Annotated in this window: 17 protein-coding genes; 14 read left to right on the top strand and 3 right to left on the bottom strand. The window is 56.0% G+C overall.

The annotated features are described in order from the left end of the window. The first annotated feature begins 29 nt into the window (after positions 1-29). The gene (gene xylR, locus L362_RS03880) at positions 30-1,208 is read left to right on the top strand and encodes a D-xylose utilization transcriptional activator XylR (protein ID WP_023345227.1); all 1,179 of its coding nucleotides are present in this window, start codon (positions 30-32) and stop codon (positions 1,206-1,208) included. A 39-nt stretch (positions 1,209-1,247) separates the two neighbouring features. Here xylR and L362_RS0123215 read toward each other — a convergent pair whose 3' ends face one another. Next, positions 1,248-2,072: a protein bax gene (locus L362_RS0123215; protein WP_021242459.1), complete on the bottom strand. Its 825-nt coding sequence runs from the start codon at positions 2,070-2,072 to the stop codon at positions 1,248-1,250. Positions 2,073-2,386: 314 nt separating this feature from the next. Here L362_RS0123215 and L362_RS03885 point away from each other — a divergent pair, with 314 nt between their 5' ends. The 5 genes from L362_RS03885 to L362_RS03895 all read left to right on the top strand — a co-directional run bounded on the left by L362_RS03885 (position 2,387) and on the right by L362_RS03895 (position 9,158). Then, on the top strand, positions 2,387-4,417 hold the full coding sequence (locus L362_RS03885) for an alpha-amylase (protein ID WP_023294832.1): 2,031 nt from the start codon (positions 2,387-2,389) through the stop codon (positions 4,415-4,417). A gap of 183 nt (positions 4,418-4,600) precedes the next feature. Next, positions 4,601-5,857 carry a valine--pyruvate transaminase gene (avtA, locus tag L362_RS03890; RefSeq protein ID WP_023294831.1) on the top strand — a complete coding sequence of 419 codons (1,257 nt, stop codon included), beginning with the start codon at positions 4,601-4,603 and terminating at the stop codon, positions 5,855-5,857. Between the two features lie 317 nt (positions 5,858-6,174). Then, a complete protein-coding gene (locus L362_RS24460; RefSeq protein ID WP_050583063.1) occupies positions 6,175-6,483 on the top strand; it encodes a hypothetical protein in 309 nt (102 codons plus the stop codon). 29 nt (positions 6,484-6,512) lie between these two features. Next, complete coding sequence (locus L362_RS0123210; RefSeq protein WP_223861891.1) at positions 6,513-7,349, top strand: collagen-like triple helix repeat-containing protein; 837 nt, start codon at positions 6,513-6,515, stop codon at positions 7,347-7,349. Positions 7,350-7,439: 90 nt separating this feature from the next. Continuing rightward, entirely contained in the window at positions 7,440-9,158 is a 1,719-nt protein-coding gene (locus L362_RS03895; RefSeq protein ID WP_023345225.1) for a ShlB/FhaC/HecB family hemolysin secretion/activation protein, read from the top strand. On the opposite strand, the gene L362_RS03900 is transcribed toward L362_RS03895, so the two are convergent. Together L362_RS03900 and yiaJ are read right to left on the bottom strand one after the other, a co-directional pair. Beyond that, positions 9,142-9,597, bottom strand: a complete 456-nt coding sequence (locus L362_RS03900) for a 4Fe-4S dicluster domain-containing protein (protein ID WP_023345224.1) — start codon at positions 9,595-9,597, stop codon at positions 9,142-9,144. The two genes, L362_RS03895 and L362_RS03900, sit on opposite strands and share 17 nt — an antisense overlap. 3 nt (positions 9,598-9,600) lie before the next feature. Continuing rightward, on the bottom strand, positions 9,601-10,419 hold the full coding sequence (gene yiaJ / locus L362_RS03905) for an IclR family transcriptional regulator YiaJ (protein ID WP_021242452.1): 819 nt from the start codon (positions 10,417-10,419) through the stop codon (positions 9,601-9,603). Between the two features lie 224 nt (positions 10,420-10,643). Here yiaJ and yiaK point away from each other — a divergent pair, with 224 nt between their 5' ends. From yiaK to araD, 8 genes are all read left to right on the top strand, one after another. After that, the gene (yiaK, locus tag L362_RS03910; RefSeq protein WP_021242451.1) at positions 10,644-11,642 is read left to right on the top strand and encodes a 3-dehydro-L-gulonate 2-dehydrogenase; all 999 of its coding nucleotides are present in this window, start codon (positions 10,644-10,646) and stop codon (positions 11,640-11,642) included. Positions 11,643-11,652: 10 nt separating this feature from the next. After that, complete coding sequence (locus L362_RS03915; protein ID WP_023294828.1) at positions 11,653-12,120, top strand: YhcH/YjgK/YiaL family protein; 468 nt, start codon at positions 11,653-11,655, stop codon at positions 12,118-12,120. 151 nt (positions 12,121-12,271) lie between these two features. Further along, complete coding sequence (locus L362_RS03920; protein WP_023345223.1) at positions 12,272-13,198, top strand: DUF4862 family protein; 927 nt, start codon at positions 12,272-12,274, stop codon at positions 13,196-13,198. A gap of 43 nt (positions 13,199-13,241) precedes the next feature. Further along, positions 13,242-14,561: an MFS transporter gene (locus L362_RS03925; RefSeq protein WP_023294826.1), complete on the top strand. Its 1,320-nt coding sequence runs from the start codon at positions 13,242-13,244 to the stop codon at positions 14,559-14,561. 93 nt (positions 14,562-14,654) lie between these two features. Next, positions 14,655-16,160 (top strand): FGGY-family carbohydrate kinase, encoded by a 1,506-nt coding sequence (locus tag L362_RS03930; RefSeq protein WP_023345222.1) that lies wholly within the window; start codon positions 14,655-14,657, stop codon positions 16,158-16,160. Further along, a complete protein-coding gene (gene ulaD / locus L362_RS03935; RefSeq protein ID WP_023345221.1) occupies positions 16,157-16,810 on the top strand; it encodes a 3-keto-L-gulonate-6-phosphate decarboxylase UlaD in 654 nt (217 codons plus the stop codon). Before L362_RS03930 ends, ulaD begins: the two co-directional genes overlap by 4 nt. A gap of 2 nt (positions 16,811-16,812) precedes the next feature. Beyond that, positions 16,813-17,673, top strand: coding sequence for an L-ribulose-5-phosphate 3-epimerase (locus tag L362_RS03940; RefSeq protein WP_023345220.1), 861 nt, complete (start codon positions 16,813-16,815; stop codon positions 17,671-17,673). Beyond that, a complete protein-coding gene (gene araD, locus L362_RS03945; RefSeq protein ID WP_023345219.1) occupies positions 17,667-18,362 on the top strand; it encodes an L-ribulose-5-phosphate 4-epimerase in 696 nt (231 codons plus the stop codon). Before L362_RS03940 ends, araD begins: the two co-directional genes overlap by 7 nt.

Here is an 18,362-nt window from a genome sequence, read left to right as displayed (position 1 = left end):
GGTATTGTGACTTAATTGGGAAGTGAGCCATGTTTGAAAAGCGTCACCGCATTACGTTGTTATTCAATGCCAACAAAGCCTATGACCGTCAGGTGGTAGAAGGCGTGGGTGAATATTTGCAGGCGTCGCAATCCGAATGGGATATTTTTATTGAAGAAGATTTCCGCACCCGTCTGGAGAACATTAAAGACTGGCTGGGCGATGGCGTCATCGCCGACTATGACGACCCCGTCATTGAACAGCTGCTGACCGACGTCGACGTGCCGATCGTGGGCGTCGGCGGCTCCTACCACTCGCCCGAACACTATCCGCCGGTTCACTATATTGCCACCGATAACCATGCCCTGGTCGAAGCCGCGTTTCTCCATTTAAAAGAGAAAGGCGTCCACCGCTTCGCGTTTTATGGTTTACCCGCCACCAGCGGCAAGCGCTGGGCCGTTGAGCGTGAACACGCATTTTGCCAGCTGGTCGCGCAGGAGAAGTATCGCGGCGTGGTCTATCAGGGGCTGGAAACCGCCCCGGAAAACTGGCAGCACGCGCAGAACCGTCTCGCTGACTGGCTGCAAACGCTGCCGCCGCAAACCGGGATTATTGCCGTAACGGACGCCCGCGCCCGCCACGTGCTGCAGGTCTGCGAACACTTACACATTCCGGTGCCCGAAAAACTGTGCGTGATTGGCATTGATAACGAAGAGCTTACCCGCTATCTGTCCCGCGTGGCGCTCTCTTCCGTGGCTCAGGGCACGCGTCAAATGGGCTATCAGGCGGCGAAGCTGCTGCACCGTCTGCTGGATAAAGAATCTCTGCCGCTTCAGCGCCTGCTGGTGCCACCGGTTCGCGTCGTGGAACGTCGCTCGACCGATTATCGCTCCTTAAGCGACCCGGCCGTCATTCAGGCCATGCACTATATTCGCAACCACGCCTGCAAAGGGATTAAGGTCGATCAGGTGCTGGATTCGGTGGGCATTTCGCGTTCGAATCTGGAGAAGCGTTTTAAAGAAGAGGTGGGTGAAACCATTCATGCCGTCATCCATGCTGAAAAGCTGGAGAAAGCACGCAGCCTGCTCGTTTCCACGTCGCTGTCGATCAACGAAATCTCGCAGATGTGCGGTTACCCGTCTCTGCAATATTTCTACTCGGTGTTCCGCAAAGAGTATGACACCACGCCGAAGGAGTATCGGGATCGCCACAGCGAGGTGCTGATCTAGAAAAGAAAACGCCTTCCAGTGGAAGGCGTTTTTTTGAGATTACATATGAGCGGCGATTAAGCGCTGGTTATCCTGGTACATGGCGAACAGATAGTTGTTATAGCTCTGTCCCTTCGTCGAATACCCTTTCAGCTTGTGGATCATCGTACTGGCCGTCACTTCCTGGTCCGCTTTACGCAGCTGAGCGCGTGATTTACGGAACGATGAGTAGGCCGGGTGCGTGTTCAGATTCACCACATAGGCGTTCACGGAATCCTTCACGGATTCAAACTGCGAATAGCCTTTCACCTTGCCAGGCGCATTCGTACAACGACCTTTCACGCATTTCATGCCGAAAAGGTTGTTGTTGTTACGCGCTAGCTTAGACGTTCCCCAGCCGCTTTCGGCTGCAGCCATGGTCGCAACCATGCTGCCCGGGATGATATCCACACGCTCAAGGAGAGCATTCCACGGCACACGACGCGTGTTCCCGTTCCAGCTCAGCTTGTAGCGCTTCGTGATATCTTTCAGACGCGCGCGCTCGGATGGCGACCAGCGGCTATCGTACTGTTTGGAAATCAGCCAGTTACGATCCGCAGTAATCGCGGCATTTTGACTCGTGATGTAAGGCATTACCGTCCGGAGAAACGCTTTTTTCCTTGGTGTTCCGGAAGGGTATTTTCGCAAATCAGGAAGTGAACTACTCTTTGCACTATTGCGAGAATACTCTTGTTTACTGCTAACCTTACTACTTGTCGTCTTTATTACGTGGGCTTTCTTACTCGTTGTATCCGTGTGCGTCTTCGCAAGCACCCCACCCGAAAATGCCGTGGTGAGTAACATGAGTATCGCAGCCCCATATCGTCGAATGGGAGTCGATATCATTAGGTCTCCTGGTCGGATGTAATCATCCCAACACCTTATTTTTTTCACAAATTTGAGAGCGGAATCTCAAATCATATCAAAAATAGACTTCAAGAGCACGTATAGAAATAGTCCAATTCCGAAACTATGTCACCTGAAACTTGCTCATAAAAACATCATTTCTGGAAAAATGTGTGCGTTATCGCAGATAACTGCCTAATTTTGCGCAAGATCACTCATCCTCACGCATCCTCCTGGCAGAAAGCGACAGGGGATGAGTTTTTCCCGCCCGCCTGCTGGCACACTGGTCAAAAAATCCGCGACAGGAACCAGGAATGAAACGCACCGCAATAGCCTTTCTGATGTTACCCGCACTGGCGCATGCCGACTGGTCATCGCCGGGGTTTGACGCATTTCGCGCCGAAGGCACCGGGATTTTCACCAGCCAGGCAAAGCTTGCGAAGGGTACGCGTCCTCTTACGCTCAGTTTTGACAAGACGTGCTGGCAGCCCACAGGCGCGATAAAACTCAATGAGATGCTGTCGCTCAAGCCCTGTGACGGCACACCGCCGCAGTGGCGCCTTTTCCGCGACGGTGAATACCAGATGCGGATTGATACACGCTCCGGCACGCCCACGCTGCTGCTGGCGGTTCAGAGCGCGACAGAACAGCCGGTGGCCAACGTTATCCGCCAGTGCCCGAAGTGGGACGGTAAGCCGCTGACGCTGGACGTCAGCCATACCTTCCCGGAAGGCTCCGTCGTGCGCGATTTCTACAGTAAACAGACGGTGACCGTACAAGGTGGAAAAATCACCCTGCAGCCAGCCGCCAACAGTAACGGCCTGCTGCTGCTTGAGCGCGCCGAAACCGACAAGCCTGCGCCGTTTAGCTGGCAAAACGCCACCGTCTATTTTGTACTGACTGACCGCTATGTGAATGGTGACCCGAGCAACGACAACAGTTACGGCCGCCACAAAGACGGCATGCAGGAGATTGGTACGTTCCACGGCGGGGATCTCAAGGGACTGACCAGCAAGCTCGATTACCTGCAGCAGCTGGGGGTGAATGCGCTCTGGATAAGCTCCCCGCTTGAGCAGATCCACGGCTGGGTAGGCGGCGGCACCAAAGGTGATTTCCCGCATTATGCCTACCACGGCTACTACACCCAGGACTGGACAACGCTCGACGCCAACATGGGCACCGGGGATGACCTGCGTCAGCTTGTTGATGAAGCGCATAAGCGCGGCATTCGCATCCTGTTTGATATCGTCATGAACCACACGGGCTACGCGACGCTTGCGGACATGCAGGCGTATCAGTTTGGCGCCCTGTACCTGCAGGGTGATGAGCTGAAAAAGACGCTGGGAGACCACTGGACGGACTGGAAGCCTGGCGCAGGCCAGACCTGGCATAGCTTCAACGACTACATCAACTTCAGCGACAAAGCCGCATGGGAAAAATGGTGGGGCAAGAAATGGATCCGCACCGACATCGGTGATTACGACAACCCCGGCTTCGACGATTTAACGATGTCGCTGGCGTTTCTGCCCGACCTGAAAACGGAATCCACCGCCCCTTCCGGGCTACCCAATTTCTATCAACACAAACCCGATACCCACGCGAAAGCTATTCCGGGCTATACCCCGCGCGATTACCTGACCCACTGGCTCAGCCAGTGGGTACGTGACTACGGCATCGACGGTTTCCGCGTGGATACCGCGAAGCACGTTGAGCTCGCGGCCTGGCAGCAGCTGAAAGACCAGGCAAGCCAGGCGCTGGCCGCCTGGAAAGGCGCTCACCCGGACAAAAAGCTCGACAACGCACCGTTCTGGATGACCGGCGAATCCTGGGGTCACGGAGTGATGCAGAGCGATTATTACCGCCACGGCTTCGACGCGATGATCAACTTTGATTATCAGGAGCAGGCGGCGAAAGCGGTAAATTGCCTGGCCGATATGGATCTCACCTGGCAGCAGATGGCGGAGAAGCTGCAAAGCTTCAATGTGCTGAGCTACCTCTCATCACACGATACGCGTCTGTTCCGCGAAGGGGGCCAGCGCGCGGCGGAGCTGCTCCTGCTGGCACCGGGCAGCGTGCAAATCTATTACGGGGATGAGTCCGAGCGTCCGTTCGGGCCGACAGGCTCCGACCCGCTGCAGGGCACCCGCTCGGATATGAACTGGCAGGACGTCACGGGCAAGCAGGCCTTAACCGTCGCCCACTGGCAAACGCTGGGTCAGTTCCGCGCCCGCCACCCGGCGATTGGTGAAGGCAAGCAAACCACGCTGTCGCTGAAAGAGGGGTATGGATTCGTACGTGAACATGATGGCGATAAGGTGATGGTCGTCTGGGCGGGGAATCAGTAGATCATACCCCTCACCCTAACCCTCTCCCCATGGGGAGAGGGGAGAAGCTCCAGAACTATTCACTACACAAATCCACTCCCGCCCTATAAAACCACAAATCCGACCACACCACCCGATTTGCACCAACACGGTGCTAGCGTTATGGTTACCCACTTTCAAAATAAGCTCGACAGATCACCTGCTATGACGTTTTCACTTTTCGGCGACAAATTTACCCGCCATTCAGGCATTACTCGCCTGATGGAGGACCTCAACGACGGGCTGCGCACACCGGGCGCAATCATGCTCGGCGGCGGAAACCCGGCTCAAATCCCGGAGATGAATACCTATTTCCAGACCCTGCTCGCTCAGATGCTGGAAAGCGGCAAAGCAACCGATGCGCTTTGCAATTACGACGGCCCGCAGGGGAAAACCGAGCTGCTGGCACTCCTCGCCGAAATGCTGCGTGACGAGCTGGGCTGGGATATCGAACCACAGAATATTGCACTGACAAACGGCAGCCAGAGCGCGTTTTTCTACTTGTTTAACCTGTTCGCAGGACGTCGCGCGGACGGCACCACCAAAAAAGTGCTGTTCCCGCTGGCGCCAGAGTATATCGGCTATGCCGATTCCGGCCTGGAAGAGGATCTGTTCGTCTCTGCGCGCCCGAACATCGAGCTGCTGCCGGAAGGCCAGTTCAAATATCACGTCGATTTTGAACACCTGCATATTGGCGAAGAGACGGGCATGATCTGCGTATCGCGCCCGACTAACCCAACGGGCAACGTGATCACCGATGACGAACTGATGAAGCTGGATGCGCTGGCCAATCAGCACGGTATTCCGCTGGTGATCGATAACGCCTACGGCGTGCCGTTCCCGGGCATCATCTTCAGCGAAGCACGTCCGCTGTGGAACCCGAACATTGTCCTGTGCATGAGCCTCTCTAAGCTGGGTCTGCCGGGCAGCCGCTGCGGAATCATCATCGCCAATGAGAAAATCATCACCGCCATCACCAATATGAACGGCATTATCAGCCTTTCTCCGGGCGGCATTGGCCCGGCGATGATGTGCGAAATGATCAAACGCAAGGACCTGCTGCGTCTGTCGAATGACGTTATCAAGCCGTTCTACTACCAGCGCGTTCAGGAGACGATCGCGACACTTCGCCGCTATTTGCCGGAAGAACGCTGCCTTATCCACAAACCGGAAGGGGCGATTTTCCTGTGGCTGTGGTTTAAGGATTTACCTATCTCCACCGAACTGCTTTATCAGCGACTGAAAAAGCGCGGCGTACTGATGGTGCCGGGCGATTATTTCTTCCCGGGTCTGGATAAGCCATGGCCGCATACCCATCAGTGCATGCGCATGAACTACGTCCCCGACCCGGAAAAAATCGAAGCGGGTGTTAAAATTCTCGCCGAAGAGATCGAAAAAGCCTGGCAAGAAGGCAATTGTTAAAAAATAAGGCTCTTCAAATGAAGAGCCTTATTTTTCCGTGATCTGAATCTTATATTAAGGATATATCTTGTAGCGCTTCATTTATCATTCCCATTGAGTTTTCTTAGGAATATTCCTTTAATTTAGCCTCGCTAACTACCCTCTCAATAATTAAGTAAAAATTAAATATGCTAACTTATTGTTATTTTAAATAACCCTCTTCAACGCAGCAAAATACCTTCCTGAGTCGCTTTCATGCATATTTAAAAATACTGCATATACTCACTAATACGCCGCTCGGCGTTCTTTTGCGTGGAGTATTCATATGCTACCTAATAATGTTAGTCGCATCAGCGCTATTGCTGTTGCGGTACTGCTCGCGTTCTCTCTTTCTGCCTGTAGTGGAAGCGGTGGCGGATCTCACTCAACGGCCAAAAATAACCCTGCGACGGGAAGCAGCAGCGGCTCAGATGATGGAAGTGGCACAACCGCGAGCAATGGCGGTTCGGGCAGCAACGGATCGGGCACCGGAACGGGTTCAGGTACCGGGACAGGCGCTGGCGGCGGAACGGGTTCTGGTTCAGGGTCGGGATCAGGTTCAGGTTCAGGCTCAGGAGGCAGTGGAGGAACCACTACCGCAGGCGTAAATACGATACTGGGTGATGCCGGTAAAACCGTGACCAGCGTCGGATCCACTGTGGATAGCCTCGGAAGCCAGCTTCCGACAAATAATCCCGTCACGTCAACCGTCTCAACCACCGTCAGCGGTGTTGGCAGTGCCGTGTCCACCGTGGGGACAGGCGTCACGACTGGCGTTGGCGATCCAAACAACCCGAACGGTGTGGGTACCACGGTTAAAGGCGTGACCACGTCGGTCACCTCCCTCGGCAATACCGTTTCAACGGTAGGCACGGGCCTGGCGAGTTCCACTTCCGGAACCCCGGTCAGCGGCGTAACCGGCCTGACGGGCAGCGTGGTAAACAGTACCGGGCAACTGGTCAGTAACACCGGCACGGGTCTCACCAACACGGTAAGCAGCCCTGCTGTCACTCAGGTAACAACCGATACCACGACCCTGGCTAACAAGACGCTGGGCGGAGTACAAGGCGTGACGCAAACCGTAGGCACCACAACGGGTCTCGGCACACCGGTTAACGGTCTGCTGACCCAGGTGGGTGGCACCGTCAGCGGCGTGGGGACCAACATCAGCAGCAGCAATAGCGGGCTTAGCGGTGTCGGTCAGGTCGTTCAAAATGTCGGCCAGACGGTCACGGATAGCGGTACGCTAGTGAAACCCACATCAACCACCGGAGGCAGCGGCACAGGATCTCTGACGGCCGATGCCAATGTGACAGCCACGAACAATAGCCTGAGCACAACGGTCAATACCACCCTCAATACGCTGACTGCGGGTGTAACGGCCAATGCAGGCACAACCCAAAACACATCTACGACAAACCCGATTAACGGGCTCAACACGTTAACCTCGAGCCTACTGACGCCAAAACAGTAATCCTTTTACTGCCTGTCTGCGCCCCTGGTTCAGGGGCGCTTTATTCAGCGACATTTACCCCAACCGGGGATGACGAACAGGGATAGCGCGATGAAACACCACTTCCTTTTTTCGCTGACGGGGCTGGTTGTGCTGAGCATGGCCCGCGCCGATACTCTGCCCTCTATTATTAACCCCGATAACCCGGCGCAAGTTTCTCGTAACGTTGCCCCCGAACAGACTGAGGCCGCGCCGCAGCCGAACGTCAAAATAGAAAAACCGAAGTCAACGCTGACGCCTGAAACGCCTATTACCATTCATCACATTCAGTTTATTGGCGGCACGCGTTATCCCTTGAAGGAATTACTTCAGCCCTTCAGGCCTTACGCTGGAAAAACCGTGCCGCTAAAAACGCTTACGGGGCTGGTAAACGATATTACGGAACGCTATAAGGCCGACGGTTTTCCACTCTCTTATGCCTGGCTGCCCGATAATAATTTCCAGCAGGGCAATATTAAAATTGTTCTGGTTGAAGGCTATGTCGCTCATAGCGACATCACCAGTAATAACCCGCACATCGCCGAACGTCTTAAACGTTTGTCCGAAAAAATCATGGCGGAAAAACCGCTGTCTCAGGATACGTTCGATCGCTACAGCCAGCTGATGACGCGCACCCCGAACGTTCCGGTTACAGCTAACGCGCAGCTGCCAACCAATATCTATGGCGCGGCGGCGATGCAAATCACCGGCAACCAGGAGCGGAGCTGGAATATCGCGTCGACGATTGATACCCGTAAAGGGCAAGATTTAATGATGCTGAACGGCACGCTCAGCAACATGACAAGCTATGGCGATCAGCTTGGCGTGGCCACGCTTGTGCCGTTAGATAGCAACACGCGAAAAAACTATGTCGGGCTCAACTGGCAGCAGTTTTTAAACGATGAAGGGCTGACCATGCAGCTCAAAGGCAGCTATTACCGTGAAGATCCGCGAGATTTTTCGCCCCTGCTCTCTTTGCCGAATAATATCAGCGTCGATTCGAAGCAAAAAACAACGCAATACAACGGCGGCGTGACGTTTGGCTACCCCCTGCTGCTGATGCAAAAATCACAAATTAATCTGACCAGCGGTTTTGATTACACCGACCGCCAGGATGATTATGCCCTGCAGGCCAGACTGCTGGGCAAAACCTATAGCCTGGACTCCGTCAACCAGCACGCGCGTTATCCGGCGCTGGAAGTGGGCATCAACGGTGCGCATCAGTTCACAACCGCCAGCATCAGCGGCCGACTCAACGTGCGTCAGGGTATTGATGCGATGGGAGCCGATATCGTCTCGGCCCCCAGGCCCGATATTAATTTTACGCTCACGAAAAGCTATCTGGACGCAGCCTGGCTGTTTGCCGATAAGTGGCGGCTATCAACGTCCTGGGAGGGGGACTGGTCAAATAACACGTTGCCAGAACCCGAACGCGTTAGCTTCGGTGCCCAGCGGTTTGGCCGTGGATACCAGGACAGTGAAGCAAGCGGTGATTACGGCTATGGCGGGCAGGTAGAACTGCGCTATATCCAGATGCGAAAAGAGAGCACATGGCTTGCCACAATCCAGCCCTACATCTTGGCCGATACCGCGCAAACCTGGTTTAACACCTCCGGCTTGCCTCATCAGCGGCTCGGGTCAGTGGCGGCCGGCGTGATGGTAGGCGATACCCGCCACTATAGCATCACGGTTGAGGCGGCAAGACCCGTCGGGGATGTTCCGACAGACAGTCGCAACAGAGACTGGCGCTACAGTCTGACGTTTACGTGGAATTTCAATAAAATGCAGTAAGCCTTTCAGCCCGAATACTGGCAGGATCAACGCAGCGCAGCGCGTGGGTTGGACAGGCCTCCACGCAGGCCGGTCCGCCTTCGCGCTGCACACATAAATCACATTTCAGCGCTTGTGCCCTGCTTCCCACCAGCCGTACCTGCATCGCCCCAAACGGACAGGCGACCATGCAGCTTTTACAGCCAATACAGCGCATCTGCTCAACAAGCCAGGCGCCTGCCGTAAGGCTGATGGCATGGGTTGGGCAGACATTGGCACAGGGGGCGTCCTCGCACTGATGGCAACCCACCGCCGTAGTGTAGGCGTCCCCCTTCACCACCCGCAGGCGAGAGGTAAAAGCCTCTGCGGTGAAGTCATCCTGATGCGCGACCGCACAGGCCACTTCACAGGTGCGGCACCCGATGCATTTTTCCGCATCCGCCATGATAAATCGGTTCATCTGTTACGCCTCGCGTACGTTAAAACCCAGCTCTTTTGAGATAGCCTCTGCCGTTTCGCGCAGCGGCTTGAGCAGGTTCTTCTCGCCCACCTGCTTCATGCGCGACGTCGATAGCGAGATAGAGATCGCATACGGAACGCGGCCGTGAATATCAAACACCGGCACGGCAATACAGGAGACGCCCAGCTCGTTCTCTTCTTTGTCCATCGCCATGCTGCGATCGCGAATTTCCGCCAGTTCATCATACATGGCGCTCAGTTCAGTGATGGTGTTGCGCGTCAAAGGTTGGATCTGTTCCTGATGGCTTTCCCAGTAGCTTGCCACGTAATCCTGATGACCAAAAGCCATGTAGATCTTGCCCATCGCAGAGCAGTAGAGCGGCATATGCTGGCCAATATAGGCGCGCGTGCGCAGCATACCGGTTGTCGGTTCGAGCTTATAAATCAGGATGGCGTGGTCGTCTTCCCGGCTGGAGAAGTTCACCGTCTCGCCGGTCGCAATGTTCAGCGCTTCGAGGTGCGGAGCGGCCACGTGAATGATATTCAGCGACGACAGCGCCTTTTGCCCGACGGCGATAAATTTAGTGGTCAGGCGATAGCTGCCCGCGGCGGGTGCCGGGGTCACGTACCCGCACGACTGTAGCCCCTGCAGCAAGCGGTGCACGGTGCTCTTATTCAGCCCCGCCAGTTCCGATAAATGTGCAAGCGGGCACCCGTTCGGATAGTTGCTGAGGATCTCAATCAGCATCAGGCCGCGAAACAAGCTCTGGCTGCCTGCTGGCCTCTCTTTTTCTTGCGTCATTTCGCTCTCTTTCATGCTCATTACATGGCTCCTGTTTAGCGCGCCCTGATGGTAGCGCAAAGTGTGGGTCAGTTCACGATCTCAACAGAAAAAACACAACCAATTGATTTTAATCGATTTTGAAAAACATGAATGTCGTTGATCTGACAAAATTTGATCGCTATATTTGAAATCATATTTCGCATAGTGGAATTTAGCGATAAAAAAGCACTCACACTTGCCCTTAAAAGAACAGGAGAACAGGGATGAAAGTGACCTTCGAAGAGTTGAAAGCGGCGTTCAATCGGGTTCTGCTCGACCGCGGCGTGAAAGCGGAAACCGCAGACGCCTGCGCCGAGATGTTTGCCCGCACCACGGAATCCGGCGTCTATTCGCATGGTGTAAACCGTTTCCCGCGTTTTATTCAGCAGCTTGATGCAGGGGATATCATTCCTGACGCCCAGCCCAAACGGGTGATGACATTAGGCGCCATCGAACAGTGGGATGCGCAGCGCTCCATTGGCAACCTGACGGCGAAGAAGATGATGGATCGCGCCACCGAGCTGGCGTCCGATCACGGCATTGGTCTGGTGGCACTGCGTAACGCGAACCACTGGATGCGCGGCGGCAGCTACGGCTGGCAGGCGGCGGAGAAGGGCTATATCGGCATTTGCTGGACCAACTCGATTGCCGTGATGCCCGCGTGGGGATCAAAAGAGTGCTGCATCGGCACAAACCCGCTGATCGTTGCCATTCCGTCGAACCCGATCACCATGGTCGACATGTCGATGTCGATGTTCTCCTACGGCATGCTGGAGGTGAATCGCCTGGCCGGGCGCGCGTTGCCGGTAGATGGCGGCTTTGACGACGAAGGTCACCTCACCAGAGAGCCGGGCGTGATCGAGAAAAACCGCCGTATTCTGCCCATGGGCTACTGGAAAGGGTCCGGCTTATCCATCGTGCTCGATATGATCGCCACCCTGCTCTCAAACGGATCGTCCGTCGCGGAAGTGACCCAGGACAACAGCGACGAGTACGGCGTATCGCAGATCTTCATCGCCATTGAGGTGGATCGCCTGATCGATGGCCCAACCCGCGATGCCAAACTGCAGCGCATTATGGACTTCATCACCACCGCCGAACGCGCGGATGAGAATGTCGCCATCCGCCTGCCGGGGCATGAATTTACCCGTTTGCTTGAAGAGAACCGCCGCAACGGCATCACGGTTGACGACAGCGTGTGGGCGAAAATCCAGTCTCTGTAAGGAGTGGGCCATGATATTCGGACATATTTCCCAGCCAAATCCGTGTCGCCTGCCGCGGGCGATTGAAAAAGCCCTTCATTTTCTGCGCACGACGGATTTCACCACCCTGGAGCCAGGCGTAGTAGAAATTGAAGGTCGCAACATTTTTGCCCAGGTTCTCGACCTGACAACAAAGGATCTGCACGAGAATCGCCCGGAAGTGCATCGCCGCTATCTGGATATCCAATTCCTGGCCTGGGGTGAAGAGAAAATCGGTATCGCGATTGATACCGGTAATAACGAAATAAGCGAATCATTGCTGGAACAACGCGATATTATTTTTTATCACAACAGTGAAAATGAGTCGTTTATCGAAATGATACCCGGCAGCTATGCCATATTTTTTCCGCAGGATGTGCACCGTCCTGCCTGTATTAAAAACAAGGAAACCACAATTCGTAAGATTGTGGTGAAAGTGGCAATCAGCGAATTAGATTAATTTTCTGATATACCCTAAATAATTCGAGTTGCAGGAAGGCGGCAAGAGAGTGAATTCCCAGGAGCTTACATAAGTAAGTGACTGGGGTGAACGAGCGCAGCCAACGCACATGCAACTTGAAGTATGACGGGTATAAATACAGGAACGCGAAATGACTAATACCGGTTTTATTATTGGTGCGTACCCCTGCGCACCCTCGTTTCACCAGAAAGGGGAACAAGAAGAACAAACCTTCTGGCGGGAACTTTCCGACACGCCGAATATTCGCGGGCTGGAACAGCCTTGCCTTGAAAATCTTCACCCCCTTGGTGACGAATGGCTGTTCCGCCATACCCCGGGGGACTGGCAAATCGTGGTCACGGCAGTTATGGAAACCATGCGGCGCCGCGGCATCAACGGCGCGTTTGGCCTGGCCTCGGCTGACGACGCGCAGCGTAAAGCGTGCGTGGACTTTTACCGACATTTGCACAAAAAAATTAACGCCGTGAATACCCGCTTCCCGGGGAAAGTGATTGCTCTTGAGATGCAGGCGGCCCCGCAGGCGGGCAATGCCTCGGTCGAACAAGCCACCGACGCGTTTTCCCGCTCCGTCCGTGAAATAACAAGCTGGGACTGGGGCTGCGACCTGGTGCTGGAACACTGCGATGCCATGACCGGCGTCGCACCCCGTAAAGGCTTCCTGCCCTTAGAGCAGGTGCTGGAGGTGGTGAAAGACACGGATATCAGCGTCTGCATCAACTGGGCGCGGTCGGCCATCGAAGGCCGTAACACCACCCTTCCCCTTGACCACGTTCAGGCCGCGCTTGATGCCGGGAAACTGGGTGCGCTGATGTTTTCAGGCACCACCCCCGGTGGGGAATACGGTGAATGGCAGGATCTGCACGCGCCATTTTCTTCGTTCTGCACTGACAGTTTGATGTCCACTGAACATGCAAAATCACTCTTTACTGCGGCGAGCGCCGCAACGTTGAAATTCTCCGGTATTAAATTACTGGAAATAAATGCTAATGCTGATGTCAGCCATCGCATCGCCATTTTGCGCGACGGTATCAGCGCAATGAATAAAGCAACGCAATAACAATAAGAAAAGTTTATTCCGGTTACCTACTGAGAGATTAACTATGAATATTTCTACTCATGCTCTACATACGGACATTCCGCGCCAGCGCTGGCTAAGAATCATTCCTCCTATTCTTATCGCCTGTATTATTTCATATATGGACCGCGTGAATATCGCGTTTGCAATGCCGGGAGGTATGGACGAAGAATTAGGTATTACCGCCACCATGGCAGGCCTCGCGGGCGGCATATTTTTTATCGGCTATCTGTTCCTGCAGGTACCCGGCGGCAAGATTGCGGTGCACGGTAGCGGCAAGAAATTTATCGGCTGGTCACTGGTCGCCTGGGCGGTGATCTCGGTGCTCACGGGTCTCGTGACGAATCAGTACCAGCTGCTGGTGCTGCGCTTCTTACTCGGCGTGGCGGAAGGCGGGATGCTACCCGTTGTGCTCACCATGATCAGCAACTGGTTCCCGGATGCCGAACGCGGTCGCGCCAACGCAATTGTGATCATGTTCGTACCCATCGCCGGGATAATCACCGCCCCGCTGTCGGGCTGGATTATTACCGCACTTGACTGGCGCTGGCTGTTCATCATTGAAGGTCTGATGTCCGTCGTTGTGCTGGTGCTGTGGGCGTTCACCGTGTACGACCGTCCGCAGGAAGCCCGCTGGATCTCAGCGGCCGAGAAAAACTATCTGGTACAAACGCTGGCGGCTGAACAGCAGGCCATCGCCGGAAAAGAGGTGAAAAATGCCTCGCTCAGCGCGGTGCTGTCTGACAAAACCATGTGGCAGCTGATCGCCCTGAATTTCTTCTATCAAACCGGGATTTACGGTTACACCCTCTGGTTGCCGACCATTCTGAAGGAGCTGACGCACACCAGCATTGGTCAGGTGGGGATGCTCGCCATCCTGCCCTACATCGGCGCCATTGCGGGCATGTTCCTGTTCTCCTCGCTTTCTGACCGCACCGGCAAGCGCAAGCTGTTTGTCTCCCTGCCGTTGATTGGCTTCGCGCTCTGCATGTTCCTCTCCGTTGCCCTGAAAGCAAACATCTGGCTGGCCTATGCCGCACTGGTGGGCTGTGGTTTCTTCCTGCAATCCGCCGCGGGGGTGTTCTGGACGATACCGGCAAGACTGTTTAGCGCCGAAATGGCAGGTGGCGCGCGCGGCGTGATCAACGCCCTGGGTAACCTCGGTGGCTTCTGCGGCCCGTATGCCGTTGGCGTGCTGATCACCCTGTACAGCAAAGATGCAGGCGTCTACTGCCTGGCCGTTTCACTCGCGCTGGCGTCGCTGCTGGCCCTGCTGTTGCCGGCGAAATGCGATGCCGGGGCAGAGCCCAATCCCACGGTAAATCCCCATAAGCGTGCGGCCTGATGCCCTCCACAGCCCTCTCCCACGGGGAGAGGGAGAAAACCGAACAGTAGGCCGGGTAAGCGAAGCGCCACCCGGCAATTAAGCGAGATGAAGATGAGTGAAAAAGAGCCCTTCTGGCTGGGTATCGATTGTGGCGGTACTTATCTAAAAGCCGGTTTATACACCCGCCAGGGCAAAGAAGTTTGTATCGAACGCCGCTCCGTTGCCACGCTCAGCCCGCGAGCGGGCTACGCCGAGCGGGATATGCATCAGCTCTGGCAGCACTGCCACGCCACCATCGCCGCGTTGCTCAAGAATGCAGGCGTAAACGGCAACCAGATCAATGGGGTCGGCATTTCTGCGCAGGGTAAGGGGCTGTTTCTGCTCGATAAACAAGACCAACCGTTGGGCAACGCCATCCTCTCCTCCGATCGCCGGGCACTGGAGATTGTGCAGCGCTGGCAGCAGGACGGCATTCCCGAAAAACTCTACCCGCATACGCGCCAGACGCTGTGGACCGGGCATCCGGCCTCGCTTCTGCGCTGGGTCAAAGAGAACGAGCCGCAGCGGTATCAGCAAATTGGCTGCGTGATGATGGCGCACGACTATCTGCGCTGGTGCCTGACCGGCGTGAAGGGCGGTGAAGAGAGCAACATCTCCGAGTCCAATCTCTACAACATGAATACCGGGCAGTATGACCCGCAGCTTACGCGCTGGCTCGGGATCAGCGAGATTGACGGCGCCCTACCGCCGATTGTCGGTTCAGCAGAAATCTGCGGGGAAATCACCGCTCAGGCAGCCGCCCTGACCGGTCTTGCGGCGGGCACGCCCGTCGTGGGGGGACTGTTTGATGTGGTTTCCACCGCGCTCTGTGCCGGACTGCAGGACGAGCACACGCTTAACGCCGTGATGGGCACCTGGGCCGTCACCAGCGGGATCGCCAGTGCGCTTCGCAGCAACGAACCCTTCCCCTACGTTTATGGCCGCTACGTGCATCCGCAGCAGTACATCGTTCACGAAGCCAGCCCGACCTCGTCCGGCAACCTTGAGTGGCTCACCGCGCAGTGGGGCGACATGTCGTTCAGCGAGATCAACCACGCCGTCGCCAGCCTGCCGAAAGCCGAAAGCGATGTGTATTTCCTGCCGTTCCTCTATGGCAGCAACGCCGGGCTGGAGATGACCAGCGGTTTCTACGGAATGCAGGCGCTACACACACGCGCGCACCTGCTGCAGGCGGTTTATGAGGGCGTGGTGTTCTGCCACATGACCCACCTCAACCGCATGCTCGAACGCTTTACCCACGTTCATGCCCTGCGCGTGACGGGTGGTCCAACCCATTCGGACGTGTGGATGCAAATGCTTGCGGACGTCAGCGGGCTGGCGATTGAACTGCCACAGGTAGAAGAGACCGGCTGTTCTGGCGCGGCGCTGGCCGCCCTGGTCGGCACCGGCGTGTATCCCGACTTCCATGCGGCGCAATGCGCCCTCCGACACGACATTCGTGTCATTGAGCCTGACATGCGCGCCCATGAGGCCTATCAGCGCAAGTATCAGCGCTATCAGCTACTGATTTCAGCACTACAGGGCTATCACGCCCGAGTTAAGGAGAACAACCTATGAGCCGACCATTACTGCAGCTGGCGCTCGACCATACCTCTCTTCAGGCCGCGCAGCGTGATGTCGCGTTGCTTGCCGATCACGTTGATATCGTCGAAGCGGGCACCATTTTGTGCCTGACCGAAGGGCTAAACGCAGTGCGCGCCCTGCGCGAGCAGTGCCCAGATAAAATCATCGTTGCGGACTGGAAAGTGGCCGATGCCGGAGAAACCCTGGCAGAGCAGGCATTTGGCGCGGGTGCAAACTGGATGACCATCATCTGCGCCGCCCCGCTGGCCACCGTTGAACGCGGCCACGAGGAGGCCCTGCGCCGCGGGGGAGAAATCCAGATGGAGCTCTTTGGTCACTGGACGCTGGACGATGCTCGCGCATGGCATCACATCGGCGTGAAGCAGGCCATTTATCACCGCGGACGTGACGCACAGGCGAGCGGCCAGCAGTGGGGTGAGGCGGATCTCGCAAAAATGAAAGCGCTCTCCGATATCGGTTTGCAGCTTTCTATTACCGGCGGCATCACCCCCGCCGACCTGCCGCTGTTTAAGCAAATCAACGTCAAAGCCTTTATTGCCGGACGCGCGCTGGCAGGCGCCGCCAATCCGCCGCAGGTGGCACAGGCATTCCATTCGCACATTCGCGACATCTGGGGAGCGTAACCATGCGTCAGCATCCGTTAGGTATTTACGAAAAAGCGCTGCCAAAAGATCTCTCCTGGCCCGAGCGGCTGGTACTGGCGAAAAGCTGCGGGTTCGATTTTGTCGAGATGTCTGTCGATGAAACCGACGAGCGATTATCACGCCTCGACTGGAGCACCACGCAGCGCGCCTCTCTGGTGGAAGCGATGCTGGAAACCGGCGTGGCGATCCCTTCTATGTGCTTGTCTGCCCACCGTCGTTTCCCGTTTGGCAGCCGCGATGAAACCGTGCGCGAACGCGCCCGTGCGATCATGAGCAAAGCCATCAGGCTGGCGCGTGACTTAGGCATTCGCACCATCCAGCTTGCCGGGTATGACGTCTATTACGAAGCGCATGACGAGGGGACGCAACAGCGCTTTGCCGACGGGCTGGCCTGGGCCGTAGAACAGGCCGCCGCCGCACAGGTGATGCTGGCGGTGGAGATCATGGACACCGCGTTTATGAATTCCATCAGCAAATGGAAAAAGTGGGACGACATGCTCGCCTCACCGTGGTTCAGCGTTTATCCGGACGTCGGCAACCTGAGCGCGTGGGGTAACGACGTCACCGCCGAGCTGACGCTGGGCATTGACCGCATTGCGGCTATTCACCTGAAAGATACTCAACCCGTCACCGCACAAAGCCCAGGACAGTTCCGCGACGTGCCGTTTGGCGAGGGCTGCGTCGATTTCGTTGGCGTGTTTAACACGCTGCATCAACTGAACTATCGCGGCGCATTTCTGATTGAAATGTGGACCGAAAAAGCAAAAGAGCCGGTGCTGGAGATTATCCAGGCGCGCCGCTGGATTGAAGCCCGTATGCAGGAAGGAGGCATGACATGCTAGACGAACTTAAAGCCGAGGTACTGGCAGCAAACCTGGCGTTGCCCGCCCACCAGCTGGTGACCTTTACCTGGGGCAACGTCAGCGCGGTTGACCGCGAAAGCGGCATGATGATCATTAAACCGTCCGGTGTGGAATACGACGTGATGACGGCGGAGGATATGGTGGTGGTGGATATCGCCACGGGTCAGGTCGTCGAGGGTAATAAAAAACCCTCTTCAGACACGCCTACCCATCTTGCGCTGTATCGTCGTTACCCGGAGATTGGCGGCATCGTGCATACCCATTCGCGACACGCCACTATCTGGTCCCAGGCGGGGCTGGATTTACCGGCCTGGGGTACCACGCACGCGGACTATTTCTACGGAACCATCCCCTGCACGCGCCTGATGACCACGGCAGAGATTGCAGGGGAATACGAATACCAGACGGGTGAAGTGATCATCAAAACCTTCGAGGAGCGCGATCTTAGCCCGATGCAGATCCCGGCGGTGCTGGTCCACTCCCACGGCCCGTTCGCCTGGGGTAAAGATGCTGCCGATGCGGTCCACAATGCCGTCGTGCTGGAAGAGTGCGCGTACATGGGCCTGTTCTCACGCCAGCTCGCACCGCAGCTACCGGTTATGCAGCAGGAGCTGCTCGACAAGCATTATCTGCGTAAGCACGGGGCGAATGCCTACTACGGGCAGTGA

This window comes from Enterobacter sp. MGH 16 (assembly GCF_000493175.1).
In the GTDB taxonomy this organism is placed as follows: domain Bacteria; phylum Pseudomonadota; class Gammaproteobacteria; order Enterobacterales; family Enterobacteriaceae; genus Enterobacter; species Enterobacter roggenkampii.
This window is presented reverse-complemented; position numbering and strand designations above follow the sequence as displayed.